This is a genomic window from Paenibacillus rhizoryzae (assembly GCF_059686995.1).
This window is the reverse complement of record NZ_JCAALT010000001.1, coordinates 297,968-323,922: the sequence shown is the minus strand read 5'-3', so window position 1 is coordinate 323,922 and position 25,955 is coordinate 297,968. Positions and strand designations below refer to the sequence as shown.

Here is a 25,955-nt window from a genome sequence, read left to right as displayed (position 1 = left end):
TAATGGGTTGTTTATGGCAAGTATCTCTCGGATTCTTTCATGTGAACAACGTCAATTGTCAATATGGCACAATCAAATATGTTCATAATCTCGCTTCTGGCGCTATGCACAAAACCCAATATGGAATGCTCCATCTTGCTGGTACATAACGAGGCGTTGACCCAAATTTTCTGGTTCATGATGACAATCGACATCTCGTTGTGCGTCGGATAGCGGTATACCTCATCAAACACATTCGTTTCGGCATACATATCAGGCAATGCAACCGAAAACATCACAATCGGCGGCTCATCCCCCATATCCGTTATGCGAAACTGCTCATGAATGGGGTAATTTTCTTTGGTCCATCGGAATCCATGCGTATAGTCTTCGTCGACTTGCCATACAGGTTCAAATCGACCCGTAGCTTCATCAAACAGGTCTTTATAGAAATCCAGCAGCTTCATATCTGTTCACCTATACGCATGCTCTCCTGTATCAAGATTGCATACCTCCTTCGAATTACCACTACACTGATTATAGAACCTAAATATTTGGTAAGTTCTTAATCGTCGTTTGAATTGTGTGATATTGCGGCGATTTTATTTGGAAAGTGTTAGTACGTGAGTACGCAAAATAAAAAAGCCCGAGCCTCACATGTGAGGTTCGGGCCGCTCTAATCGAATCGGTTACATCCTACTTTACTTACCGTTGAAAGCCTAGGTACCGTGTACCTTGAAAAGTCAATCTTCCGATGTCGCCTTCAGCCAGCATGCCGGATTCCTGACCGCTCACTTCAAATTCCATGCGATCGCCGCTCTCCACTTGGAACGTAATGTAGTAGTCCGTGCTCGTGCTGGAAGAATGATTGAGAATGCCATCGTTGTTGTGATGATGGGTTGAACTGCTTCTCACATTCGTCCGCTTATTGACGATATTCGCTTGAACGGTCAAGATCGGCTGTTTATTATTCCGCTGCGATTGACGAATAGAGGCAATGATGCCGTAGATGATCAAACCAAACACAAGTAGAAACATCAACGGAAAAATAATACTCATGAAGCTGAACATACGATCGCCTGCTGTAAAAGGATCCATCGAACCCATTTGATCACCTCTCCTTCATTGTTAGAATATACCTCTATTACGAGCGATTGCCGCAGTAGGTTACAACTTCATCATAGGATAAACTGCCGCCAAATATATCGAGAGCACTGCCGATTGTAATATCAAGCTTACCTGACGTAAGCGAACGGAAAAGTTCTAAATCTTCAAACGACCTGGCTCCGCCGGCATACGTCGTTGGAATGGTCACCCAACCGGCAAGCTGCTGCGCCAAATCTGCCAATATACCTGTACGTTTGCCTTCTACGTCTACCGCATGGACCAAGTACTCGTCGCAATATTGAGCCAGCTCGCGAAGATGAGACTCATTGACTCGGAACTCGCTGAATGTTTTCCACTGATTGGTCACTACAAACCATTCGTCATCCCGCTTCTTGCAGCTTAAATCGATTACGAGCCTCTCCTTGCCTACTTCAGAGACAATCCGCTGCAAATGATTCATATCGAGCTCGCCGTCTCGGAATATATAAGAGGTTACGATGACGTGTGTGGCTCCCGCTTCTAAGTATTGAGCAGCATTCTCTGCGTGAATGCCTCCGCCAATTTGCAAACCGCCCGGATAAGCGCGCAATGCGGATAAAGCCGCTTCTTCGTTGCCGCCGCCCAGCATGATCACGTGTCCTCCGGTCAGCTGGTCCCGTTTGAACATAGCTGCGTAATAGTCCGATTCATGCTCGGATACAAAGTTCTCGACCACCTGCTTATTGCCCGCGCCAAGGGTTTCCCCGACAATTTGTTTTACTTTGCCATGATGCAAATCAATACAAGGTCTGAATTTCACGGATGTCCTCTTCCTCTCTCTACTACTCGTTCGGCACTTCCAATAGTGCATGCAGCTCAGCTAAAGAATGAATCATGAACGTCGGTCGAATCATCGGATCAAACGACCCTCTTCCGGGGTTGAAATAACAGAAATCAATTCCTGCGTTCTGCGCACCGATGTAATCATCGGTTAAGGAATCGCCGACAAACAACACCTGCTGCCGGTTCACACCGAGTGATTGAATGGCTAGATCGAATATTCGCCGCTCCGGCTTACGGCAGTCCACTTCATCCGAAATGAACAGATGGTCAAAATAATGCGAAAGACCGCCTGCCGTTAGCCGTTTTCGCTGCGCCTCGCCAACACCGTTCGATATCACGCCAAGCGGATAACGGCCATACAGCGTGGAGAGCAGCGCTTCCGTACCGTCCATAAGATGGCAGTTGGAACAGAAGAACTCCCAATACGTCTGGGCTAAATCGATCGATAAATTGTCATCATGTCCCAATTGCACGAGCGTATCGCGAAAAGAATAGGTCAATACTTCCGAGATATGGAGCTTCCGCTCCGTTCGCTCGATCCAATACGTCCAATTGATTGCAGCATACAAGGAACGGAATTTTTCCCATTCAAAGCCGGCAAGTTCAGGGAGCCTATGATGCATAATGGTGCTCTGCATGGACTCGAACTCGCTTGTATTATAGTCCAGCAGGGTTTGGTCCAAATCGAACAAAATCGCTTTATACACAGCTAGCACACCCGCCTTCGAATCATGCTGTAGAGTCCCGCTCCTGCGAGCACGCCTACCGTATTTAGTAGAATATCGTCAATATCGAAGCTGCCGCGATGAAGCAGCAGCTGCAGCAGTTCGAGTATGAATAGCACGATGACGCTAAGCAGCGTTAGACGCAGGATTCGAACCCGGAATAAATACGGAATCGAGAGTCCGAATGGGACAAACACCGCCACATTACCTATAATGTTAACCAGCCAATGCGTAGGTGTAAAGCTGTCTGCGTGATCGAAATACAGTCTAATGGTACGCATCGGAACGAGATTATAGCGATAGCCCGACCACTGCGTTCCCGAGCGGCCAAAGCCGATAAACATCCAATAGAAGAGCAGCAATAAATAGAGGATCGTAATTAGGCCGATCAGCTTCTTCACCATGAAATCCGTCCTATTAATCGACATCGGCAATCTTCCAGCCCGTATTATTCACATTGGAAAGGGAATAGGCGTCAACCTGCTCATCTGCCTTGAATGCATGGATACCGATGATTCGGTTCGTTTTGCCCGGCTTCTTGTAGACTGTTTCTCCTTGATAGGTCAGCTTGGTATACGAGAGCTCCGGTTGCGAAAGAATGGCATCGATAAACCATTTGGTTCTCTCGCTATCGACAAAGTAGTCTTCCCACACTTTTGCTGAAGCATCTGGCTTTAATTGAACGGTATGTAAATAATCAAATAGAAACGCTAACACGTCAGCTGGAATTTCCTTATCAATGAGTGCCGCTTGCTTACTTTCCTTGGTAAGCAGTTCAGCATGTGCGATAAGCTCCCCAGCCTGCGCAGTAAGCTGCTCCTTCTCAGTCGTTAACGCTGCAACTTTCCCTTCCGATGCCTTCAGCTGTGCGGAGAGCTTATTGTTTGATTCCTGCAATTCCGTTAGCTGCTTCTGCTGCGATACCACCTGCTGCTCCAGATCCGCCGTCTTATTGCTGCAGCCGGCAGCCGCTAGGATGATAACGGCTATAAACGCAGCCCTGACTGCGATGCTCATTCGATTGCCATGAATCACACAGCATCCCGCCCATACAAATCATTATCGAGTATATGTTACCTCAAAATCTTCTGAAAGGACGCCAAGTCGAGCCAGCGGTCGAATTTGTAAGCAATTTCTTTATAGCATGCGACTTGCTCGTAGCCCAACTTCTTAAACAACGCCATACTGCTGTCGTTCTCGGTGCAGATCAGCGCTACCAAGGAATGGAATTTCAACTCCCTCGCAACCCCTTCGATAAACACCATCGCTTCTCGTCCAATCCCCTTGCCCGTAAATGCCGGATCAAGATAAATCGTTACATCCGCCGTTACCTGAAACGCAGGGCGCTTCTTATGCTGAGTGAGCAGCGCATAACCGGCGTATTGCCCATCCAGCTTCACGATATAGGAACGATAGATATCAGCCGTCGGTTCGATTAATTGCTTCATCTGCTCCAATGAATACGGCTGCATATCAAACGAAACGGTCGTATTTTCCACAAAATAATTGTACGTTTGGCGCACCTGTTCCAAATATTGGTCTGTATAATTCTCAAACGCTAGTTCTCTCATGATAGTTGCACCTCGTAATTCGATTCTTATTTAGTTGCAAGGAAGGCAGGCAGACAGCTCAGATGGAGCCTTCACCTGCCCGCCTATGTTTAACGACTCGTTCTATTCCCACCGTTCAATACTGTATACCTTAAACGACTTATTGCTTGTGTTCTCCGTTACCGTATAGATCCAATTGTACTCATTTATTGAAGAACGGCCATCCGTATAATAGATGCCGATTTTCTCGATAATATAAAACTTGTATTCGCCGTTGATTTTCTGGATATTCATGATTTGGTAGCGAATGAGCTTTTCTTTAATATTCTTATCGCTTAGCCGTCTTACCAGGCTTTCTTGCTGCTTATAGAGGGGACCGGCCGGGTCCAGCAAGCCTTCCACCAAAGAGAACCGTTTCTTGTTGATCGCCTCGACCATGGATTCCTCATATGCGTTCATGACGCGGTTGGCGCCCGTCTCTTGATAGTCGATTTGTTCACCGGTAACCGGGCCTTGGTCTTTATTAGGTTCGTCTTTGGCTGTACAGGCACTAAGCAGCAGAAGAAAGCTTAGCAGCAAGCAAAGCGTCGCCGTTCTGTACATCGTATGTATGCTCCCGTCTTATAATTTCTTTCTCATCCAACTAACGGACGGTTCGTTCATAAATGATGATATCTTTACCGTCAGGAAGCACGGCAGGCTTTACTTGCACACAGCCATTACGCTTCCAGAATGTATGGGCTGCCGCATTCGAAAGCAATACGCCAAGCCGATGAGAAGTCACGCCGCGTTCACGCATGATGGAATCGAACAGTTCCAATGCAGCATGCCCATAACCTAGCCCTTGATAAGCGCCATGTATGACTAACAGACCAATCCATGTACAGGAATCATTGGGATTGTGCATGAGAAACTCGAGAATACCAATGTCGTTTCCTTGCTCACGTATGATATATCGTTCAGCTCCGACTTGTGCTGCATCCTTCAAATCAGCAGCAATGTCTGCATCCGTCAGCTGTTCTTTATCTTTGGAAATGGAATTAAAATACGGATTTGAGTTCAAAACCGTCAGCTCATTAGCTATATGTTCATGCGTTGATTTCATCAGTGATAGCATTTCTACGTTACCTTCGCTTCCTACATATCCAATGGAGACATGCTACTTATTTTACCACGAAACCCGCTTCAACTGGAATGCCCTTAAGATGCATTCTCGCCTTCGATTAACCGATATCACTCATCCCACGACGGGTTCAGCAGCACCATATGAATGTGGTCCTCCCATTTCCCGTTTATGCGGAGGTAATCCTTCGCCAGCCCTTCATGCTTGAAACCAAGCTGCTCCACGACTTTGAGGGAAGCCGTATTTCGCGGCATAATATTCGCCTCGATGCGGTGAAGATTCAATTCTTGCCATGCATACGAAATCGTATGGGCCAGCGCTTCCTTCATATACCCTTTGTTGCGCTCAGCGATGTCCATCCTATACCCGAGGTGGCAGGAATGAAATGCCCCTCTGACGATATTGTTAAGCGTAACCGTCCCAATCAGATCCCCTTTCGGATGATCGTTTCTACAAATCCAGAACTTCACGCTCTGCCCGCTGTGAATGCTTTGCATATCGCTTTGAATAAGCTGTTTCTGATACTCCGCTGTGTAATATTCATGGGTTCTGACCGGCTCCCACGGGATGAGCGCTTCTCTGTTCCGCAGGACAAAATCATAAACCTTCGACGTATCGGATTCGTCAATCATCCGAAGCGTAAGATGTTTCGTCTTCAATGTTACATTTAGTTTGTTCATGGTCCATCATCCTTCTAGTTGCTTTGTTCAAATCCATGTCTTGTGTCTACGACGAGAAAACCTGATAGAGCGAATAGACCCCGAAAACCAGTAATACAGATGCCGAGATTTGATTGATCACTAGCATGGCACGGGCATTCAAGGTTTGTTTAATCGCCCCTATGACAACGCTTAGGAACAACCACCAGAGCATAGAACCCGCAAAAACACCGACTACAAGTGTTACTGAATCCGCAGTAGATGAACCCATAATGTTAAGCCCTGCGAAAATACCGAGGAACGATAAGATCGTCATTGGATTCGTAATGGTCAACAAGAAGGTCGTGAGGTAAGCAGCTGCAACGTTACGGCTCTTTCGCGGTTCCACGTTGGCATCCGCCGCACTGGAGCGGAAGGATTGATAGCCTAAATAACAAAGGAACAACCCGCCAATCAATCGAATCCACATCTGCTGAGCTACTAACCCGGTCGTAATCGCATCAAATCCGAAAGCGGCAATTAACCCGTAAATGCCATCGGCGGTCGCCGCACCTAAACCGGCTACCGCGCCGTACAGGCGTCCTTGATTAATCGTTCTCTTCATGCACAAAATGCCGATGGGTCCCACCGGTGCTGCAATCGATAATCCAATAATAATTCCTTTTACTACCATGCTCATGTGGTCAGACCCCTGTATCTATCTAGATGTATATTCGTATAACTATACTTATTGTAACCGAAAATCGCACCGCTGAGCATCTGCTTCCAAATTGTCTTATTCCACAACTACTAATTTCGGCCAGAGTGTGCGCCAAGCTTTCCGCTGAATACGCTCCAAATAATACGCCCGATCTTCAAAATAAGGACTCTGACGTACCTGCATCTGGAATAAATCAGATAAACCGTTCGGGCAGCACAGCTCCAATTGATTGCGATCATTCAATCGCGCACCGATTGAAGTGACTGTTTCCGGCCAGCGCATGAGCGCATCTTCCGTTGAGAGATAAGGGGCGCTGCCATTGCGAATATGCATTCTGGCTTGGTTTTTGACCGACCATTTCGTATTCCCGGTGCAATCCGCCAATTGACGCTCAACTTCGCCATCCCTCTCTTCATCGAGATGCTCCTGATCGAAGTAGACCACATCGATATCATCATGTGTCGCCCGGTAAGGGTAACCATGCAGATGATCCCAAACCAAATTACGTATGTAACCTGCTGCAAGGTAACATTGCGGAAGCCGCAGGCTCGAAACGAGCTGAAGATCTTGCATCAGTGATTCGTTCCCCCGCAATATCAGCTTCAATTGCTCCGCGAGTGCAATTTCATCGTCTATGTCCAACTCTGATTGTGCCTGAACATCACTAAGAGAACTCATATGATCATCCTTCATCTGCTGCGAACTCCATCCCTATTGATGTCAGATAGCCGTCCATGCTGGTACTATTCTTGTTGGCGCGATATTGCGCCAGCTTCTCTTCTCCTTGATTGACCGCCCATTTGAGAAGCAAATCACGTTCCCCTTCGTACGAATAATACGGGATGCTGAAGCCGCATGAGGTTTTGACAATATCAATATCAGCCACGATAATTTGCCTGTAGCCCGGATACAAATGGAACGGCGCTGCAGTCTCCTCCCACTCCGGGGAGCTTGGAAGAACAACACGTCCCGTGCCATACAATCGCAGAATGAGCGGCTTTCCTTCAAAGGCTACGAACATAAAGGTAATGCGGCCGGTAGCCGACAGATGAGCGCTCGTCTCGTTCCCGCTTCCGGTTAGATCCAGATAGGCCACTTGGTTAGGCGTCAAGATGCGAAAGGCATCATGGCCTTTAGGCGATAGATTCACATGACCCTCGGCGGCGGCTGTTCCGACAAAAAACATTTTCTGATTCGCGATAAATTCGGCATGCTCCGGAAGAATGGATGAATAAGCTGTCCCCATATCATCACCTCTACGATTAGTGGTCCTCTTGTTCTTGCTTGCGCCTTGCCCGCAAATCCCGGTTCAAGGCTTCTTTTCCCGGATCGCGTTTCGATCGTTTCGGCAGCTTGCTGTTTATTTCGATTAACAAGATAACGATGAATAGAAGTAAAATTACGATGATAACATTCATATTACCGCCTCCATGCCCCTCACAAACATTAGAGCTCCTTCACAAAAAACAGTTCACCGACACCGCCGTCATTGATACCGCTGAGAATGCCGCATTCGATAAAGCCCATTTTGCGATGCCACAGTTGAGGTGCGGGTTCATCGGCTTGCGAAGAGCTGTAAAGCTTCGCCACTCCTTGCTGTTTGAGATGGGCCTGCACAAATTCGAGCATTTGCTTGCCGATTCCGTTTCCCCGCAGTCCTTCTTCCACTTTAACTAAACCGATATACGGAAACTGTGACCATAGATGCTCCAGCTTGATGTATCCCACACATTCATTCTGCTGCTCTGCCATAATAATATCCTTGTGATCGAGCTTCCATGACAGGATATGTTTTGGCGTATGGCGATCCCAGCCCAGAGCGGTCTCCAGATCACCTTGGTTACCGAATCTAATCGTAAGCATCCTATTTTACCCCTTTACCGAATCTACAGCTGATATAAAATCTCGAATGGCCGCATAACAACCGTCCCTCTCCGTCCCCATGAGGTCATGGCCGGAGCGATGAAATTCCTCTACTTTAAGATGCCGGAACTTGTCATGATATCGCTGCAAATCTGAATCATTAATAAGCGATCCTTCTAGTGTTCCTCGTAAAATAAGTGCCGGCAGTACAGACGGAGCGTCAAGGGCAACAAGCTTGGATTCTCGCCCAATGCCCCGCACCGCTTCTGTTCGTATATTCGAAGTTCGCTGAAACGGGATCAAATAATCGTTGATGTACGCGTCAGCCCAATCGCTTGGCATTTGCCGATGCTCCGGCGGGTAATCGCCTAATAGCAGGGAGAGAATATGCCGCGCATTTTGTGTTTCGGCGTAACCGAGCGCATACGAAGCACCTCTGGAATGTCCGAACAAATGAAATTGCTGTAAATCAAGCGTTCGAACGACAGCTTCGATATCACTCGCATGCTCGTCCAAATGATAGCCGCACTCCGGCGTGTCGCTATTTCCCCTGCCTCGGAAAGAAAGAACGACACATCGTCTGGGCAGCAGATATGCGAGTAAATCGACATATTCTTCTGCCGTTTCCGATAGGCCGGGACATATAAGCAGGGGCTCGCGATCTAGACTCGCATGATTGATCGAATCATAATAATGAATGCGCACACCGTCGTTATCCGCGAATCCGGACATGAATCTCATACGACTCGCCTCCTAAACAGCTTGATCTCGCTTCAGTACCGCAAACAATACCGCATCCACGAAACTGTTCTTCTCATAGAAATAATCGCGCATTATCCCTTCTTCACGCATACCGCTCTTCATAAGCAGTCTCCGTGAGCTGTCATTGGCCGGATCGATAAACGCTTCGATTCGGTTCAATTCCATCTCCTTGAACCCATAAGCCAGAATTGCCTTCAGCGCTTCGGTCATGATGCCTTGGCGCCAGTAGCCAGGATGAAGCTCATAGCCAATTTCGGCTTTATAATGCTCCTTGGCCCAATAGTGATAGCCGCATGTTCCTATGAGATCGCCTGTCTCTTTCCAAGTTACAGCCCAGCGAATCCCCTCCGAGCGATCGAAACGGTTGTTCCAGCTTTCGATAAGCGCCACGGCTTGCTGCCGATCAGTGAAACTCTCCAGATCATAATAGACTGTAACCTCATCCAGCCTAAAATAATCATATAACGCTCCGGCATCCGCTTCGTTTAATTGGCGAAGGAGGAGTCTCGACGTTTCAAGTATTGGAAATGGCATCATAGAGATCATTGCGTTCACTCCCTGCGCTCTTCTGCGATGCGTTTCACCTGTATATTCCGATCCTCAAGGAAGCGGCGCATGTATCGCTTCAATACGAGTCGTTCCACTGCCCAGCCGAGTGGGCCAAGCGGAGCGGCAAAGGTTAGTCTATCTTTCATAAGCGTCTTGCCTTCTTGGGATTCGAGCCTATGCTCATGTCGCAAATACTTGAAAGCCCCGCGCTGCGTCTCATCCACAAAGAAATACGGCGCACGAAATTCCGTAATCTTCGATGTCAAACGTTGTCTCACGAAGAAATGCGTCGCTTCGAAGGTCACCGTCTCGTTCAGCCCGATCGGACCGCTTGTCACGCCGGCAACTGCTTTCTCCTTCGTATGACGCCATACGGTGCGGGTATGCACATCGATATCTCTGGCTAAGTCAAAACACACCTCAATAGGCGCGTCGATCAACACTTCCGTCTCTACAGTTACCACCGCGAAGTCACCTCGTTCATAAATGCCGGTCTACTGCTTCTGTTCTTAGCTGCCGAAGAACGCATCAGGATATCTCAATTCCCCGCCTTCTAAAGCAAGCAAGGCTCCATCGGTCAATTCTACTGCCATATACACGTCATCCGACACTTCAAATTGCTTGAGCGTTAGCCCAAATGTACGGGCTGGCCGGAAACCGAATCGAGGGTAATATTCCGGATGTCCAATGAGCAGCACTCCCGGATATCCGAGCTCACGGCTGCGCGTTAATCCCTCTTCGATCAGCTTCTTGCCAACACCTTGCTTCTGAAACGCGGGCAGAACCGCGATCGGCGCTAGCACGATAACTTCATGGTTCGTCTCTCCGACCACGATATTTGCTTTACTGAATAAGGCATGGCCGATAACGCCCTGCTCCGATTCAGCAACAAGAGATAAAGATTCGATAAATGAATCAGATAGCCGAATTGACTCTACAAGCTTCGTTTCGTATTCCCTCTTGTCGAAGGCTTCCGCATTCACCCGCCGAACCGCTTCTCGATCAGCAGGCGCTTCCGTTCGAATCGTAATCAAATCGTATGTTCACTCCCCATCCTTAAACGCTGTAGGAAGACGGCTTCCGCAAAAAACGATCTCCGTCCCGTATGAAACCATATTGCTCGTACAACTCATGCGCATCACGTGTGCCAAGCAAACCCATCAGCTCCTTGAGCGGCTCCGACTCCGTTACCGCTTCTACCAGCTTCTTGCCAAGTCCTTGGCCTCTGAAGGCTTCATCTATGAAAACATCGCATAACCAGTACATCGTCGCGCCGTCCGTCACGGCCCGGGCAAAGCCTACTTGTGTATCCCCTTTGTAAATCCCGTAAACTAACGAATTGGAGATCGACTTCTCCACGCGCTCAAGTGAGCGATTGCTTGCCCAATAGCTTTGTTCCAGGAACCTTTTCACAGTCTCGAGATTCAGGCGCTCTTTGTCATCACTAATTTCAAATTCCTTATAAGTAACGTTCATGCACGGCCCCTCCATTCCCACTAATTACCTGTTTTTCCTAGCATACTTGACCATTCCGCAAACGTCTATAGGCATTGTAACGCCTTCATTTGTCTCAGGTACGGCTGTCTCAAACCGAAGACATTCTCCCTAAGACAAATGCCCAATTGTGAGAGAACGAGGGCATCTGTCCAATCGCTATGACGTGGATTTCATACAATACTGTATACCGAGTGCCAAGAAAACCAACCGCAAGTTGCACAATCTGGCGCCGGAAATTACCTTTAAGGGAGGAATTTGCATGTCCGGTATGCACGGAGGCTTTACTTCTGCTGGCGTGATCCTGGTACTTTTCATACTGCTGGTCATCGTATCCCGCGGGTTTATGTACTAATCCTGTAGGAATATAGCCACGATCTGATATGCAAAAACCGTCGAGGGATTTAACCCCCTCGACGGTTTTTCATGTTATACGAACGCGTAGGTTTGTAGTGCTGCTGCAACGCCATCTTCTTGGTTGGATAGGGTCACGACATCCGCCGCTTCCTTCACGCCATCCGGCGAGTTCGCAACCGCAACACCGAGACCTGCAAACTTCAGCATGCCCACATCGTTGAAATAGTTCCCGATCGCCATTACGCGGCTCGGATCGACGCCCCGCACTTCGGCAAGCTTCCGCAGTGCCGTTCCTTTGCTTGCTTCTTTGTGCTGAACATCGATGAAATAGTCGCCGCTGCGAATGTGCTGCAGCCCATGCTCCCAGCCATTCCATTCCGCTTCAATGAGATTGAGATCTTCAATGCTGCCGAACAACGTAAATTTCACAAGTCCATCCGGCAACGGATCCTTCGGATCGCGCATGACCGGTTTGGCTTCGTACTTGCGGTACATCTCTGCCGCCTCCGGACTTATCCCTTCGACCAGCATGTCAAACGCGGTATTAATGTCAAAATGATGCCCGCCCTGTAAGCTATAATCACGGAACCGGGCTACTTCAGTGGCATCAATGCTATATTGGTGCAGCACTTTACGCTTCTCCGCATCAATCGTAGCTGCGCCATTGTGGGTAATCATCGTACCCGATAACCCCAGCGCATCCAGTACAGGCAATGCATTAGCCGGCCCTCTGCCTGTGCATAAGACGATTTCCGCGCCTCGTGCGTGAGCTTCTCTTACGGCCTCTCTCACGGCTGGTGTCAATTCATGATTGTCCGTTAGCAGCGTTCCATCAACATCTAATGCGATAATATCGTAGTTTATTGTTCCCATCCTATGTCAGCCTCTCTTATCTCTGTCAGTCTTCGGATGCATCCGCCTTCTTATGAACGGATTGCAATTGCATTAATTCTTCTTCAGTAAGTGGACGATAGGAGCCGAGCGGCAATTCCGGATCGAGCTGAAGCGGTCCCATCGCATTGCGGCGAAGATAAACAACCGTCTTGCCGACGGCTTCGAACATCCGCTTCACCTGATGAAATTTCCCTTCGTGAATGGTCAGCGTAATCCGGCTGTAAATGCCGTCTTCCTTGGTTTCCTTCTCGCCAATAACAAGCTCGGCCGGCATGGTCTCATAGCCGTCATCCAGCGTCACGCCTGCTGCGAAAGCCTCTTGATCACGCGCATCCACGTCTCCGTGCACGATTGCTTCATATAGCTTCGGTACATGCTTCTTCGGGGAAAGCAGATCATGTGCCAGCTTCCCATCGTTTGTCAGCAGCAGCAATCCCTCTGTATCCTTATCCAGCCGTCCAACAGGAAACGGCTGCAGCACCCGATCCTCGGGATCCAACAAGTCGATCACCGTACGATCTCGCGAATCCTCCGTCGCCGATACCACGCCTTGCGGTTTATGCAGCATGACATAGATTGTCTCGCGGTAAATCACTTCTTCTTCATCGAAGCGTACCACCGCTGCTTCAGGATCAAGCTGCAAGCCGAAATCTTTGACCACCGCACCATCCACGGTCACTCTTCCCAGCTTCACAGCACGTCTAATTTCACTGCGCGTTCCAAACCCCATATTTGCCAGCAGCTTATCCAGCCGCATCCGTTTTGCCATTCCCTTTACGCCTCCAACATGCATCATCTTCAACCATTGTATAATAAAGGCGCTGGCTTGACCAACACCCGGGTAAAAACAAAAACAGCCCCCGCGGGCATTCTGCCGCAAACGGGGACTATCATTTTAGCTGCTGGCGCTCGTATAAGCCCGCAATGCCCGCTTCCATAACAAGCGAGCCGCCAGTAGAAACAGCATCGCCAGCAGCAAAGCGCCGATTGCATGCGAGGCATCGAAACGTCCAATCAATGCCTCGGCGGGGACCGTTGTCACAAGCCCAATCGGCATGACATACAAGAGAGCTAATCGAAGCGCGCCTTTATAAACGCTGACCGGATATCGCGATGTTTCGAATAACGAACCGAACAAGAACGCCAAATTATCGACCTTAACCGCCCAGAAGGACATGACCATCATGCCTGTCCAGAGCGCATAGATGATAACAAGCGACGCCATAAACAACAAACCAAACATCACTGCGCCGCCAAAGCTTGGCAGCCCCATTATTCGCCATACTGCATAACCTGTCAATCCAAGCCCCAGACCAATATCGGCGAAACGCCACAGCACGAGATGCCGGAAACTGACGAAAAACTGGCTGTCCACCGGCTTCAGCAAGACGAAGTCGAGGGTCCCTTGCCGAATGTGTGCGACCAGCCGCGACATATTGGGCTGTAGAAACAGCTCCACGAAGCCATGCAGCGCATTGAATACGCCAAGAAGAGCAAGTACTTCATCAAACGACCAGCCGCCAAGCGAAGACGAACGGTAGAAGAATAATACGACCGTCAGAATCGACATCGCTAGCGAGAACAAAGTGGAGCCTAAGTTTGCGGCAAAGTTAGCCCGGTATTCAAATTCTTCAGCAAGGCACGCATGGAAGAAAGTTCGAAACAATCGATAAGCTCGCCTCATACCGCCATCATCCTCCCGACGCGCCGTAGCGTTTAAGTCCCTGCCGCCACATGACACGGAATAAGAGCAGCAATGCGAGAAGCCAGCCCAGCTGCTGAACGAATCCAACTAAGATTTGCTGCGGCTCACCTTGCAATCTACCCGTAAGCAGATCAACAGGGAACGCGACTGTTACATAGAAAGGCAAATACTTAGCCGCATAAGTAACCCAATCCGGAAACATCGACAACGGTGCGATCCGTCCGGATAGAAACAGATGAACACCTTCGTACAAGGCATACACTGCAGTCGCCCGATTGCTCCAGAATGCAAGCAAGCCGAACATGTATCCGATCAGAAACCGTAACGCCGACGATAGCGCAACAGCTAGCAGCACAAGACCAAACGTCCCGAGCCCGACTGTCGTTCGCATCGAGGGAACGAACAGGGCAAGAATCAGCCAAGACGGGATCATCAGCACCGCGAAGAAGATTTTGTAAACGAGATTCCCATTGATACTCCAATGGATCGGATGAAAAGGCCGAAGCAGCTTCCCGGAGAAGGTCCCTTGCCGGATATCATTGTCCAGCTCATAAACGTCCCATGATCGCGTGAGACGGTCCACGACCAGCACCGCACAGAAATAGAGCACATAATCTGACGCACGATACCCGGCAATAGAGCCGCTGCCGCTAAGTGATGTCCATACGGCCAAGCTGACCAGAGGCTGCACGAATGCACCGAACATCCAGATTAAACTCTCGCTTCGATAGGCCATCATGATCGCCCAATCCGCTTTGAAGACGACCGCATACTTACGCCAGAAGGCCCCTGCCGCAAGCATCATACGCCGATCTCCTTCGGCAGCTGTGCCTGCTCCTGCTTCGGATCTTCTGAATTCGCATAAGCCATTCCGATGACCGACTCTAGGGAAGGATCCTCAATCGTCAAATCGACGACGGGCAGAGAAGTGAGCAGCTTAGCCGATAAACCGGTCACATCCTCGCGCGGTGCTTCCACTTCGAGCTGTGGATACACATACGATACAAGCCTTCCGCCGCCGCTATGTACAGCCGCTTGAACGGTTTCTGCCGCAACCGGATCACCTAATACCAGGGAAATCCGTTTATGCGGCGAGAACCGATCAATGAGCTTGCTGATTGCGCCATCATAGAGCAACTTACCGTGGTTGATAACCAGCACCCGCTCACATAACGCAGATACATCTGCCATATAGTGACTTGTCAGCAGGATGGTTGCTTTATAATCACGGTTATACGAGGAGATGAACCTGCGCATCGCTTCCTGCATATTCACATCGAGTCCGATGGTCGGCTCGTCGAGAAACACCAGATCGGGCCGGTGCAGCAGTGCGGCGACCAGCTCGCATTTCATTCTTTCCCCGAGTGACAGTTGACGAACGGGCTTATCAATTACTGCGGAGAGATCCAGCATTTCCGTAAAATAATCGATCCGCCGGCGATAGTCAGCCGGCGCAATATCGTAGACTTCTTTGTGAATGAGAAACGTTTCCGAGGCCGGGATGTCCCAGATCAGCTGGCTTTTCTGCCCCATCACAAGGCTCACTCGTTTCTTGAACGCATTCTGCTGCTGAAACGGAATAAAGCCGCCTACTTTGATCTGACCCGAAGTCGGATGCAGAAGACCTGTTAGCAGCTTCATTGTCGTTGTTTTTCCCGCACCGTTTGGCCCAAGGAAGCCAACGATCTGTCCCTCCGGGATATGAAAATCGATACCGTCTACCGCTCGCACCTCCCGGTATTCCCGGTGCCATAAGCTTCGCAGGGAAGCGGCAAAGCCGGGCTGCCTGACGTGGACGCGGTATACCTTCGTTAACCCTCGAACCTCTATCATCGATTAATCCTCTCCATGAAGACGATTTTCCAACGGAATTTCCGCAAGCGCTTTCGTAAGTTCGCGCAGTTCGGCATCGAGCACGGCAAGGCGGAATGGAGCAAAAGCAGGCGGTGCCTCGCCAGAGGACGCTGCACCTCGCTCCTGCCACGCACGAAGCGGTGCCAAGCTTTGGGCGATATCTGCCCGCAGCTGCTTTAAGTCCAATCCCATCAGCTCGTCCGGATAATGGACAAGCTTATTCTCCGCTTGCGTGAATAGCTTAACCGCACCGGAGAAATTGTCATTACGGAAGTGATGCAGACCAACTGCTGCCTGAAGAAGCCCTTGATAGAGGACATTGCGGCCCTCCTCCAGCCACAGTTCCTCCATCACTTCATGGCATTCAAAATAATCCTCATCTACATTAAACAGCACTACAAAGTGAACGAACCTCTCATCATACGTATGATCCGTTCCCACTTAAGTTGTGCCGCCTTTCTTCGCCCGATTGATGGCTGTTCGAATTTCATCGGACAGCATCCGGATTCCATAGGCGTCTTCTTGCTCCCACAGCTCATTAAACCGCAGTTGGAACTGAACGGCTTCACGAACGCGATGGAAGAAATACAGCTCTTGAATATCGCTTAGCACGCTGGATACCATATTCGACTTCTCTTCAAACTCCCGCTGTGCGTTTAGAATTTCTTTGCGAATGCTCGACATTTCCGTATCCAGCACAGATGCCGCTTCCGCCGCTTTCTTCAGACGGCCGCGCACCTCATCCGGTAAGCTCTCTTTATATTTATAATTGAGCGAGTGTTCGATCGTCGCCCAGAAATTCATAGCCAGCGTACGGATTTGAATCTCAGCCAATACATGCTTGAGTCCGATTGCCGTTTGCACCGGATACTCGACGATCATATGATAGCTTCGATAGCCGCTGTCTTTGAAATTCGTAATATAATCCTTCTCGTAAACAAGCTTCAAATCTTGCCGTAACCGTATAAATGACGCTACGCGATGAATATCATCGACGAATTGGCACATAATGCGGATGCCCGCTATATCCTCAATGCCGGTATCGATATTCTCCATTGGCACCGACAACCGTTTCGCCTTCTCCAAAATGCTGGAAATCCGCTTGACCCGGCCGGTTACAAACTCGATCGGTGAATAAGCTTCCCTATTCTTTAGCTCTGTGCGAAGCGTCTTCAGCTTCACCTTTAATTCTTCTACCGCTTGCTCGTAAGGCTGCAAAAAAAGTCCCCAGTCTCTACCGTCCATCCGGCCGCCTCCTGTCTAAGACCGATGATCTGCTCCTACTGCTTCATTAATCGACTTAAATCCATCTCTGCGCAAGGCATCCTTCAGCCCGTCCGCAAGTTCTCGCAGCAATTCCGGCCCCCGATAAATGAGTGCCGTGTAGATTTCAACAAGACTTGCACCTGCGCGAATTTTATCGTATGCATCTGCAGCAGTAAAGATGCCGCCTGAACCAATAATAGGCAGTTTTCCGCCGGTTTGTCGATAGACCTCGCGAATAACCTCCGTTGATCGGTCCTTTAACGGCTTCCCGCTTAAGCCGCCTGTTTCCTTCGCATTCGCATGCTGCAGGCCATCACGGCTAATTGTCGTGTTTGTTGCGATAATGCCGTTTACGCCGCTCGCCTTAATGGTATCAACCGTATAGCCGAGCTGCTCGTCCGTCATATCCGGCGCGATTTTGACCAGAACCGCCTTCCGCGTACCGCCGTTCTTCTTTGCTTGAACAGCCATTTCTTCCATTACGGTCGATAATAGAAGTCTCAATTCATCACCATGCTGCAGCGCCCGTAAATCCGGGGTGTTCGGAGAACTAATGTTGACGACAAAGAAGTCGCCGTATGTATATAAGGCTTGCAAGCAAGCACGGTAATCCTCGTGGGCCAGTTCGTTTGGTGTTGTCTTGTTCTTACCTATGTTGACCGCGATCGGTATACGTCTGTTCGTATCCTGCGCCAGTCTTGCCGCCATCGCAGCCGCACCTTCATTATTGAAGCCCATTCGGTTAATCAGCGCCTCATCGGATGGCAACCGGAACAATCGCGGAAGATCATTGCCGATCTGTCCTTTAGGTGTAACTGTTCCTACCTCGGCAAATCCGAAGCCGATATTCGCGAACATATCGACAGCCTTGGCATTCTTATCCAGCCCTGCCGCAAGTCCAATCGGATGGGCGAAATGGAGGCCAAACAGATCGACTTCAAGCTCTTTCGCTTCCGGAACACCGTACATCGCACGCATCAGTGCCGGTATTCCCGGAACACGGCTTGCGGTATGTAGTCCATCAATGACCATATGATGAGCTTTCTCGGGATCCATTCGGAAGAAATAAGGCTTGGCCAATTTTGAATACAACAACGTAACTCACTCCGTTCTTCGTGTTAGCTCTACCGAACAGTTTAACGTGTTAGAAGGGAAAAAGAAAGAGCCTGCCGCGGCTTTCCTGCGTGCAAACCCCTTATTTACAACCGGTAGAGTAGTTGTATCTAGGTAAGAAAACGATTACAATAAGGGTACAAACCCACTTATAGTAAAAGAAAGGTTGATCCACATGAGCCAAGCCAAGAAGAGACCCCCTATTATGAAGAGCAAGCCCAAAGAACAAATCAATAAGAAGGCGCTCGTTTGGATTGGATCAATTTTCAGTGTTGTCGTCATCGTGATGGCCGTGCTGCTAATTCTTGATAATAAATAGCATCTGGTTCTAACTTAACCAACGATAAACAACAGCGGTGTTCGTCTCGTCCTGCACCGGCTTCAAGCGGAAACGCTCAGCAGCCGGAGTCGCAGCGCCGGGGAGAACATCGCTTTTTATGTCCACTTTCGTTCCGAGCGGCACCAGATCGTACAGCTCCTCCAGATCCTTCTTGTTCATCCGCACACAACCATGTGACTCATCCTTCCCAATACTATCCGGATCATCCGTCCCATGAATCGCATAAAGGGTATTGGAGAGCGTCATGCCGCGGCTGCCGAATTCGCTGTCATCCCGCCCGTTCGGATTCTTCACCTTCTCACTGATGAAGAACTGACCCGATGGTGTCTTCTTGCCACCAAGACCTACGGTATAACTGCGGACAATAACATCACCGGAGACGACTGCAAGCTGGTGGCTGTCTGGATCTACAATAATCGATAGCGGTTCATCGGAGAGCTTCGTCTCGGAAGAACCGGAAGCCGTGGTTTGCGAGGCTGAATTGGAATTTGAGCCTTCGCTTCCGGCTTTCCCTCCATTAGAAGCCGAACCTCCACTTGCGGGTTTACCAGCTGCACGATCCTTACTTGCCTGCAGCAGCTCCGGAAACAGCTTCTTCATCTGCGGCGATGTTCCGGACAGGACATTATTCGGATAAGAGCGCGTCAGATCATCCATACCGGAGGGCCAAGCCTTAGTACGCTCGTGATAGTGCGTAATCGCACTCCCCAGCGTCCAGCGCATTTCTTGCTCGCGGCTCCATTCGGTGTAGGCTTTGTAGGCCGAGGCTGTATTTCCCGGCTGGCAATCACAGGTTTGACGATCAAGCAGACGGACCGCGGCAGCATCTGCCTCCGTTTCCCGTTTCGCCTCCGCCAATATACGCGTCTTCCCTGTCCATTTGCTCCATTTCCCATCACGCTGCAGCATAACGGCTAATCCGGTTTGGGATGTATTCCCCCCACCTGTTAACAACGCTCCTAGCGCAATGCCTATTGTCTTCGTTCCTGCCGGTTTGATGAAGGCAACCCTCAGCCCATCTTTCGCATTGGTTTGACTCTGCACAGCTGCGGTATCCTTGCCGGCCTCTTGCTCTGCCTCGTCCTTCGCTATCCCGAAAGGCGCTGCCAGTACGATCCCGAGAAAGACCACTGAGGCAATTGAGATGCGGGTCAATAGATTTCTAACCCTTCGCTTCTTGTTCCACTGCTCGATCATAGCGCTCGGATCATGAGCCAGCTCATGCTGCTTACGTTCATAGGCTTCATACACACTGCCCGACTGCAGAAAACAGTAATTGGCCTTCGCTTCCTTGCCTTCTTCCATATATTGTTTGCCTAGTAGATACCACGCCATTCGATTGGTTGGATGGTTCTGTACGTAGCGCTTCAAATAGGATTTGTCATTCTGATCCTCGAACATGAAACTGAACCCCCGGTTCTTCGAATTGTTGTAGCTACTATATCGGCAAAAAAAGCTGTACGGTTTGCACCGCACAGCTTTTTTGTGAAAATTTTAATGTACGATCTTAAAATTTCTTATCGCGCAGCAAGACGGATCGGGAATCGGATAACCACTGCACATCAAGTCCAAGCTCCTCCGCGAAGAATCGAACCGGCAGGAATAATCTGCTGTCCGATGTGAATGATGCCGAGCGAAGTGTCAATGTTTCGGACGCTCCGCTTGGCAGCTTCTTCACGATTCGAGCGGAGCCGCTCTTCACCGTATAGCTCACGCCATTAAGCGCAAGAACAGCCGATCCACCCGAATATTTCACTTGGAAACCTAGTTTCTCGGTCAGCACTCTAAGCGGTACGTACGTTGTTCCCGCCTTAATGATCGGCGCCGCATCGGAGTCGAGCACATTCTGATGATACAGCAAATGGATGCTTCCATTAACTTTCAATTGCGCTGGCACCGTATACGGGACTACTACTCGAACCGTATTGCTTCCTGCATCTGCAATTCCGAATGCGCCTTGTCCCATCCACACAACATCGGTCGGCCTATTCAGTGACGCACTTCCCGCTACTCCGCCGGATCTGCCCTCTTCACCTGGCGTACCCGCAACCGTCGTTACCACGCCTTGATTCAAATAACGGATAACATGGTTGAGCGAGTCGGCGATAAGCACGCCACCTTCCGGTGTGACGGTCAATCCACGCGGCGTTTGGAATTTAGCTGCTGCTGCCTTGCCGTCGGCATAACCGCCCTCTGCGTATGGAGCTTTGGCTTCATATTGGGCAGCCGTACCCGTTACGCCTCCAGCAACCGTTGTAACTGTCTGCGTCTTGAAATCAATATAACGAATGCGATTATTGCCGGTATCACTTACATATAAATTGCCCTTCGCATCTAGTGCAAGGCCGCTCGGTTCATTGAATTTCGCCTGGCTGAGCGGGCCGTCCGCATAGTCGCCGACGCCTTCGACTACGCCGGGGAAATATTCGATAATCCGAGTCGAAGCGGCGTTCAGCGTCGTCACTTTGCCCGCTTTAATTTGGCGAATGACATGATTTAACGTATCCGCCACATAAATGACGCCTTCGCCTGTAACTGCCAGATCCAGTGGATGATAGAAGCGCGCTGCTTCACCTGTGCCGTCAGCCGAGCCAATGATTCCATTCCCGGCAAGGGTTGTCACTTTACCTTCATTCGAAATTTTACGGATTGCATTATTCTCGGCATCTGCAATGTAAACGGCACCGCTCGCATCTTCCGCCAATCCGGACGGACGATTAAATGCGGAATCCGTTACGGAACCATCTTCCAAGCTTCCAAGTGGAGAATTGAACTCGTCATCTCCGATGTAAACGCCCGCTGCAGTAGCTGTCTGCGAAGGTGTCACAACACGCAAATTCTGATTGCGGGAATCTGCAACCAGAAAGGCATCGGCGCCGGCATCATAGAGCAGCGATGTAGGTTCGCGAAATGCTGCTGCCGTTGATTTGCCATTAGTCAATTCATAAGCGCCGGTGCCAGCAGCCGTATACACCTCATAAAGCGGTTTGTTTCTAAGCACGGAATCAACCGTCGATGTAGATGAAGCAGCATATAGGTTGCTGCTGAATGAACCTAGCGATACTGCCGCTGCAAGTGTAAGCGCGGCAGCTTTCTGTTTATTGATCATGAGCTGCTTTTCCCCTTACGTCAATTTTTGGCGGGCTTCACTTGAAGCGTTAGCTCCGGTCCCTTAACAGTCGCTACGGGAACACCGGCTGCATCTACAGCAGTAATGGATTTGATCCGGAAGTGAACCGGCGTTGCCAATGTATCCGGACCGATTTCTTCATTGCCAGGCATTATCGCTCTGACAAGGAACGGCAGCTTCAAGACCGACGTGGCATTACTGATTTGAACAGAATCCCCTGAGAATTTCGCTACCGTATAAACCAGCGTATTGCTCGTTTCGCCGTCTACGATCCGATAGTCGTCTACGCTGTTTGCGCCTGATACGTTCTTTCCTTCAGGCTCAACCACGAAACCGCCTCCACCGGAGCGATAATTGAGGGAAGTTGATGCGCCATCAAAGCTGCCGGTATCGAAAGTAGCCGTCCCTGCATCGTATTCGATCTCAATTTGATACCCTTTGATTTTACGCGATTCGCTAAACCCGCTAAACTCGACTTCCAGATCGACCGCTCCCGTAGGACCGGACAGGATGAGCGGCGAGGTAGCATAAGCAATTTGACTGAATTTCAAGCTGGCAAGCGCATTCGTTGAAGTACCATTGTTGGTACCGCTGCTTGAACTATTCTCTTTAATCGGCTCTTTCGCGATTTCCCCGCGGTCTGCATTAAACTTGTCCTGCTCTGCTTTAGTCAGCTTCTCGAAGTAAAGCAGCTCCAGCTTCTTCGTTAGTTCGTCCAAAGCCTTCCGATTCTCTTCTGCCAGCTTCGCCTGCTGTTCCTTCGCCTTCTTTACGGCTTCAGCCATTTTTTCCTTTTGCTCCTGCAATTGCTTCTCTTTGGCTTCGCCAAGCTTCTTCTGCTTCTCCTTAAGCTCTTCAGCTGCTTTCTGCTTCAACTTATCTGCTTCGGAAAGCTTCAGTTCTGCAACTGTGTTCAGGTCTAGCAGCTTCTCTTTGGCATCCTTATTAATCTGATCAATGACAGATTTATCGATCTTCTGCTTATCCACCGCTTCGCGAGCCATAATCGACAGCAAGTTCGTCAAATTATCGGTTGCTGCTTGCAGATCTTCTTGCGATTTAATCGTACCGCCGAAGTTATTTTTGCCCGCCGGATCATCCATGCTGTTTTTCGCTTTCTCCAGCATTTCATCTTGCTCCTTGCGAATGTTAGCGGCATCCTCAAGGATGGCTTTGATGATTTCCGGAGAAGCGTTATTAATGAAGTTTGTAATATCCATGATCGAAACGGAGGTCATTAAACCTTCTCCGTCTGCATCGTTCGCTTCATCTAGCTGCTGAGCCGGATACAACAAGACTGTATCATCTTGCTCCGTCTCCCCATCTGTTCCAAGACGAATACCACCTGTAATAGACTCAATTACGCCGGCTGCCAAGAACACGCTCGTCAGCCCCGTTCTCGGATTGACGCCGACAAAGAACTGAGTTCCGCGTACACCCATGATCGAGGTTGGCGTTTCCACTTCAAATTGATCATTCGCATTGGAAACGGATTTTACTTTCACCCACAGCGAGCCTGCCCATACGCTCATTTTGGTTTTGGTGCCGCTAGCTTCCTTCAATTTCGTGAACGTAACCTGAGAGCTTGGGCCGATCGTAATCGTATCCTTATCCGCATCATCACTGGCTAACTGAAGCACCACACTGCCATCTTTACTCGTTGCGATTTGGTCGCCTTCATTTAAGCTCATGTTTTTAAAGGCCGCGAATGGCTTAGCTCCGCCCGATTTAAGAACAGAAACGGAACCTTTCATCGAATCTACGATCGTAACGCGCATCACTTGAGCTGAAGCCTTGCCCGCACCTGCAAAAAATGAAGCCGGCCCTATTCCGAGCAGCAAGCATAACATCGTGAGCAGCCTGCGGTAGTTTGTGCTGATCATGTTCCTACTCTCCCTTTCAGCTGATCCTTCTAGATCGCTTCTTTATTCGTAGTATCCACTTCGCTATGTTCATCTGCCTCGCCTAATACTTCCGTAACCAGGACAGGCTTCTCTTTCCCTTTCACCTTCACTTCGCCGATCGATTGCGTAATGAATTTGCCCTGCACCCGGGCCAGTGTTTCTTCACTGATCAGAATTTGCCCTGGCTTCGCGTTAGACTCCAATCGCGCCGCCAGATTGACGGTATCGCCGATCGCCGTATAGTCAAGCCGCAGCATCTGAGAGCCTATGTTGCCGACAACGGCAGGGCCGCTGTTCACGCCGACGCCAAATCGAACGGGGACGCCAATCTCGCGCAAACAACGTTCCTCGAGCTCCGCCGATTGGCGTTTCATCTCCAGCGCGGCACGTACAGCGAGCTCAGGATGGTTCGGCTGCGATATCGGTGCGCCGAAGATCGCCATCACACCGTCTCCGATGAACTTATCGAGCGTACCGTTCCAATTGAATACGGCCTTCGTACAAATATCCAAATATTCATTCAGAACTTGAATAACCTGCTCCGGTTCCAGCTTCTCGGACATCGGTGTAAAGCCTCGAATGTCGACGAATATAACGCTGATGTCGCGGCGTTGACCGCCAACCGTTACTTCCTCGCCGGAAGCGAGCATTTCATCCACGACCGTACGCGGGACGAAACGTCCAAATATATTCGTGACTCGGCTGCGCTCTCTTCGTTCCGTAATATAATGGCTGACGACGGACCATATGAAGACCGTAGTTAATGCCAAGAACGGATATGTAAAGGTGATAAAGAATGATTTAAGCTGATAAAGCTCTATCCACACCAAGATAAATACTGCTGCGAGCGCTCCATATACGGCAAACGCCTTCCTGCCGGTAACCCGTTCAAATAAAAGCGTTGCAAGCAGCGTCAGTAGAATGATCAAGGCGTAATTCACAACAGGACTTGCTTTCGTTGAGAACTTCCCGGCAACCAGCGACTGAATCATATTGGCATGAATCTCAACGCCGTACATCTTCAGCGTCGGGCTGAGCGGAGTTAAGTACTCGTCCTGCAAGCCGGGTGCGAATGGTCCGATCAGCACAACATCGCCTTGATAGTAATCCGCCGGGATATTTCCCGAGAGCACATCGAAGAAGGACTGTGAATCATACCCTGTCGCTAGGCTCATCTCTTCACGAGGCTCCGTATAGAATTCCGTGGCAATTTGATTACGGCTGTCTGCCGGAATTCGCTGCTCTCCGCGATACCAATTTTTCTTCTCCTCATTCCACCCTATTTGATGCGCTTGGTCCAACAAATAATTGGCCAGCTTCACACTGAATGCCGGAATTACTTGGCCTTTATCATCTTTCAATCCGATCGTTAGCTTACGGACTGTTCCGTCTTTGTCCTGTAGGACATTGATATGTCCTAATTGATCAGGTCCTGCTCCGATTGTCTCGGCAGGATAGGAAATCGATTCCGTTTCAAGCTCTCCGGCTTCATCTTGTCTCGCCTTGAAGTTAAAGACGACAGGTAAGATGACATTGGGGTATTTCTTCATCGTCTCTGCCATCAGCTTGTCGCTCTCCGGATCATTCCCAGGTTCAGCCAGCACGACGTCCAGTGCGATGGCTTTAGCACCCGCTTCCGCCAACATCGAGATTAGCTGTGCATAGAGTCCGCGGTCCCATGGAAATTGTCCTAAATTGTCGAGCGAGGCTTGGTCGATTTTGATGAGCTTGATATTCACGTTCGGAGCTCGATCCGCATCTGCCTTTTGCATAATGTTATCCTGCAAAATCGACTCTAGCCGGCCTAGCGTGCCGCCTGTTCCCAGGCTGCTTAGAAACGTCCAGAACAAACAAATTAACAGCCCTGAGGCTGTTGTCATCAACCACTTCCGCCTGAGCATAATTTCCCCCTAATCCCGCAAAAATCAGTAAATTTTTCCTAGTAATCTTCCTTCTATTCTAGTTCACCTTCAGAAGATATGGCAATATAAACATGTCGAAACAACAAGAAAAATCCCACCTCTTGTCGAAACAAGAAATGGGATTATTCTACAATCCT

33 protein-coding genes are annotated in these 25,955 nt (G+C 49.5%); 1 reads left to right on the top strand and 32 read right to left on the bottom strand.

Going from position 1 to position 25,955, the window contains the following annotated elements:
• Positions 1-11 precede the first annotated feature (11 nt).
• The 20 genes from AC6ESO_RS01455 to AC6ESO_RS01360 all read right to left on the bottom strand — a co-directional run bounded on the left by AC6ESO_RS01455 (position 12) and on the right by AC6ESO_RS01360 (position 11,315).
• Positions 12-446, bottom strand: a complete 435-nt coding sequence (locus tag AC6ESO_RS01455) for a hypothetical protein (protein ID WP_497089853.1) — start codon at positions 444-446, stop codon at positions 12-14.
• A gap of 238 nt (positions 447-684) precedes the next feature.
• Positions 685-1,086: a DUF2500 domain-containing protein gene (locus AC6ESO_RS01450; protein ID WP_497089852.1), complete on the bottom strand. Its 402-nt coding sequence runs from the start codon at positions 1,084-1,086 to the stop codon at positions 685-687.
• Positions 1,087-1,123: 37 nt separating this feature from the next.
• Positions 1,124-1,885, bottom strand: coding sequence for a phosphoribosylformimino-5-aminoimidazole carboxamide ribotide isomerase (gene hisA / locus AC6ESO_RS01445; RefSeq protein ID WP_497089851.1), 762 nt, complete (start codon positions 1,883-1,885; stop codon positions 1,124-1,126).
• Positions 1,886-1,907: 22 nt separating this feature from the next.
• Positions 1,908-2,615, bottom strand: a complete 708-nt coding sequence (locus AC6ESO_RS01440) for a YjjG family noncanonical pyrimidine nucleotidase (protein ID WP_497089850.1) — start codon at positions 2,613-2,615, stop codon at positions 1,908-1,910.
• Between the two features lie 2 nt (positions 2,616-2,617).
• Entirely contained in the window at positions 2,618-3,061 is a 444-nt protein-coding gene (locus AC6ESO_RS01435; RefSeq protein WP_497089849.1) for a VanZ family protein, read from the bottom strand.
• Positions 3,051-3,668 (bottom strand): hypothetical protein, encoded by a 618-nt coding sequence (locus AC6ESO_RS01430; RefSeq protein ID WP_497089848.1) that lies wholly within the window; start codon positions 3,666-3,668, stop codon positions 3,051-3,053. The genes AC6ESO_RS01435 and AC6ESO_RS01430 overlap by 11 nt, the downstream gene beginning before the upstream one ends.
• Before the next feature lie 38 nt (positions 3,669-3,706).
• Complete coding sequence (locus AC6ESO_RS01425) at positions 3,707-4,204, bottom strand: GNAT family N-acetyltransferase (protein WP_494817046.1); 498 nt, start codon at positions 4,202-4,204, stop codon at positions 3,707-3,709.
• Positions 4,205-4,306: 102 nt separating this feature from the next.
• Positions 4,307-4,786: a TcaA NTF2-like domain-containing protein gene (locus AC6ESO_RS01420; RefSeq protein ID WP_497089847.1), complete on the bottom strand. Its 480-nt coding sequence runs from the start codon at positions 4,784-4,786 to the stop codon at positions 4,307-4,309.
• A gap of 40 nt (positions 4,787-4,826) precedes the next feature.
• The gene (locus tag AC6ESO_RS01415; protein WP_497089846.1) at positions 4,827-5,246 is read right to left on the bottom strand and encodes a GNAT family N-acetyltransferase; all 420 of its coding nucleotides are present in this window, start codon (positions 5,244-5,246) and stop codon (positions 4,827-4,829) included.
• A 170-nt stretch (positions 5,247-5,416) separates the two neighbouring features.
• Complete coding sequence (locus AC6ESO_RS01410) at positions 5,417-5,986, bottom strand: GNAT family N-acetyltransferase (RefSeq protein ID WP_497089845.1); 570 nt, start codon at positions 5,984-5,986, stop codon at positions 5,417-5,419.
• A gap of 46 nt (positions 5,987-6,032) precedes the next feature.
• On the bottom strand, positions 6,033-6,644 hold the full coding sequence (locus tag AC6ESO_RS01405) for a LysE family translocator (RefSeq protein ID WP_497089844.1): 612 nt from the start codon (positions 6,642-6,644) through the stop codon (positions 6,033-6,035).
• 96 nt (positions 6,645-6,740) lie between these two features.
• On the bottom strand, positions 6,741-7,358 hold the full coding sequence (locus tag AC6ESO_RS01400; protein WP_497089843.1) for a nucleotidyltransferase family protein: 618 nt from the start codon (positions 7,356-7,358) through the stop codon (positions 6,741-6,743).
• Positions 7,348-7,911 (bottom strand): pyridoxamine 5'-phosphate oxidase family protein, encoded by a 564-nt coding sequence (locus AC6ESO_RS01395; protein WP_497089842.1) that lies wholly within the window; start codon positions 7,909-7,911, stop codon positions 7,348-7,350. The genes AC6ESO_RS01400 and AC6ESO_RS01395 overlap by 11 nt, the downstream gene beginning before the upstream one ends.
• A gap of 16 nt (positions 7,912-7,927) precedes the next feature.
• Entirely contained in the window at positions 7,928-8,083 is a 156-nt protein-coding gene (locus tag AC6ESO_RS01390; protein WP_497089841.1) for a hypothetical protein, read from the bottom strand.
• Positions 8,084-8,111: 28 nt separating this feature from the next.
• On the bottom strand, positions 8,112-8,528 hold the full coding sequence (locus tag AC6ESO_RS01385) for a GNAT family N-acetyltransferase (protein WP_497089840.1): 417 nt from the start codon (positions 8,526-8,528) through the stop codon (positions 8,112-8,114).
• Between the two features lie 6 nt (positions 8,529-8,534).
• On the bottom strand, positions 8,535-9,269 hold the full coding sequence (locus tag AC6ESO_RS01380; protein WP_497089839.1) for an alpha/beta fold hydrolase: 735 nt from the start codon (positions 9,267-9,269) through the stop codon (positions 8,535-8,537).
• Between the two features lie 12 nt (positions 9,270-9,281).
• A complete protein-coding gene (locus AC6ESO_RS01375; RefSeq protein WP_497089838.1) occupies positions 9,282-9,836 on the bottom strand; it encodes a GNAT family N-acetyltransferase in 555 nt (184 codons plus the stop codon).
• Between the two features lie 5 nt (positions 9,837-9,841).
• Positions 9,842-10,303 carry an SRPBCC family protein gene (locus AC6ESO_RS01370; RefSeq protein ID WP_497089837.1) on the bottom strand — a complete coding sequence of 154 codons (462 nt, stop codon included), beginning with the start codon at positions 10,301-10,303 and terminating at the stop codon, positions 9,842-9,844.
• A 45-nt stretch (positions 10,304-10,348) separates the two neighbouring features.
• On the bottom strand, positions 10,349-10,873 hold the full coding sequence (locus tag AC6ESO_RS01365; protein WP_497089836.1) for a GNAT family N-acetyltransferase: 525 nt from the start codon (positions 10,871-10,873) through the stop codon (positions 10,349-10,351).
• A gap of 22 nt (positions 10,874-10,895) precedes the next feature.
• Entirely contained in the window at positions 10,896-11,315 is a 420-nt protein-coding gene (locus AC6ESO_RS01360; protein ID WP_497089835.1) for a GNAT family N-acetyltransferase, read from the bottom strand.
• A gap of 280 nt (positions 11,316-11,595) precedes the next feature.
• Here AC6ESO_RS01360 and AC6ESO_RS01355 point away from each other — a divergent pair, with 280 nt between their 5' ends.
• Positions 11,596-11,688, top strand: coding sequence for a sporulation protein YjcZ (locus AC6ESO_RS01355; RefSeq protein WP_090977881.1), 93 nt, complete (start codon positions 11,596-11,598; stop codon positions 11,686-11,688).
• Positions 11,689-11,762: 74 nt separating this feature from the next.
• Here the strand turns inward: AC6ESO_RS01355 and AC6ESO_RS01350 are convergent, their stop codons facing one another.
• The 12 genes from AC6ESO_RS01350 to AC6ESO_RS01295 form a co-directional block, all read right to left on the bottom strand.
• Complete coding sequence (locus AC6ESO_RS01350) at positions 11,763-12,563, bottom strand: Cof-type HAD-IIB family hydrolase (RefSeq protein ID WP_497089834.1); 801 nt, start codon at positions 12,561-12,563, stop codon at positions 11,763-11,765.
• Between the two features lie 25 nt (positions 12,564-12,588).
• Positions 12,589-13,353, bottom strand: a complete 765-nt coding sequence (locus AC6ESO_RS01345; protein ID WP_497089833.1) for a pseudouridine synthase — start codon at positions 13,351-13,353, stop codon at positions 12,589-12,591.
• Positions 13,354-13,479: 126 nt separating this feature from the next.
• A complete protein-coding gene (locus AC6ESO_RS01340; RefSeq protein WP_497089832.1) occupies positions 13,480-14,268 on the bottom strand; it encodes an ABC transporter permease in 789 nt (262 codons plus the stop codon).
• Positions 14,269-14,275: 7 nt separating this feature from the next.
• Positions 14,276-15,094: an ABC transporter permease gene (locus tag AC6ESO_RS01335; RefSeq protein WP_497089831.1), complete on the bottom strand. Its 819-nt coding sequence runs from the start codon at positions 15,092-15,094 to the stop codon at positions 14,276-14,278.
• Positions 15,091-16,122 (bottom strand): ABC transporter ATP-binding protein, encoded by a 1,032-nt coding sequence (locus AC6ESO_RS01330; RefSeq protein ID WP_497089830.1) that lies wholly within the window; start codon positions 16,120-16,122, stop codon positions 15,091-15,093. Before AC6ESO_RS01330 ends, AC6ESO_RS01335 begins: the two co-directional genes overlap by 4 nt.
• Positions 16,123-16,125: 3 nt before the next feature.
• Positions 16,126-16,584, bottom strand: coding sequence for a DUF309 domain-containing protein (locus tag AC6ESO_RS01325; RefSeq protein WP_494817028.1), 459 nt, complete (start codon positions 16,582-16,584; stop codon positions 16,126-16,128).
• Positions 16,585-17,388, bottom strand: coding sequence for a GTP diphosphokinase (yjbM, locus tag AC6ESO_RS01320; RefSeq protein WP_494817027.1), 804 nt, complete (start codon positions 17,386-17,388; stop codon positions 16,585-16,587). It lies immediately after the preceding gene.
• Positions 17,389-17,403: 15 nt separating this feature from the next.
• Entirely contained in the window at positions 17,404-18,504 is a 1,101-nt protein-coding gene (locus tag AC6ESO_RS01315; RefSeq protein ID WP_497089829.1) for a quinone-dependent dihydroorotate dehydrogenase, read from the bottom strand.
• 346 nt (positions 18,505-18,850) lie between these two features.
• Entirely contained in the window at positions 18,851-20,263 is a 1,413-nt protein-coding gene (locus AC6ESO_RS01310; RefSeq protein ID WP_497089828.1) for a L,D-transpeptidase, read from the bottom strand.
• Between the two features lie 106 nt (positions 20,264-20,369).
• Positions 20,370-21,971 carry an NHL domain-containing protein gene (locus tag AC6ESO_RS01305; protein WP_497089827.1) on the bottom strand — a complete coding sequence of 534 codons (1,602 nt, stop codon included), beginning with the start codon at positions 21,969-21,971 and terminating at the stop codon, positions 20,370-20,372.
• Positions 21,972-21,991: 20 nt separating this feature from the next.
• Positions 21,992-23,875: a FecR domain-containing protein gene (locus tag AC6ESO_RS01300; protein ID WP_497089826.1), complete on the bottom strand. Its 1,884-nt coding sequence runs from the start codon at positions 23,873-23,875 to the stop codon at positions 21,992-21,994.
• A 29-nt stretch (positions 23,876-23,904) separates the two neighbouring features.
• Complete coding sequence (locus AC6ESO_RS01295) at positions 23,905-25,776, bottom strand: CHASE2 domain-containing protein (protein WP_497089825.1); 1,872 nt, start codon at positions 25,774-25,776, stop codon at positions 23,905-23,907.
• Positions 25,777-25,955: the final 179 nt, after the last annotated feature.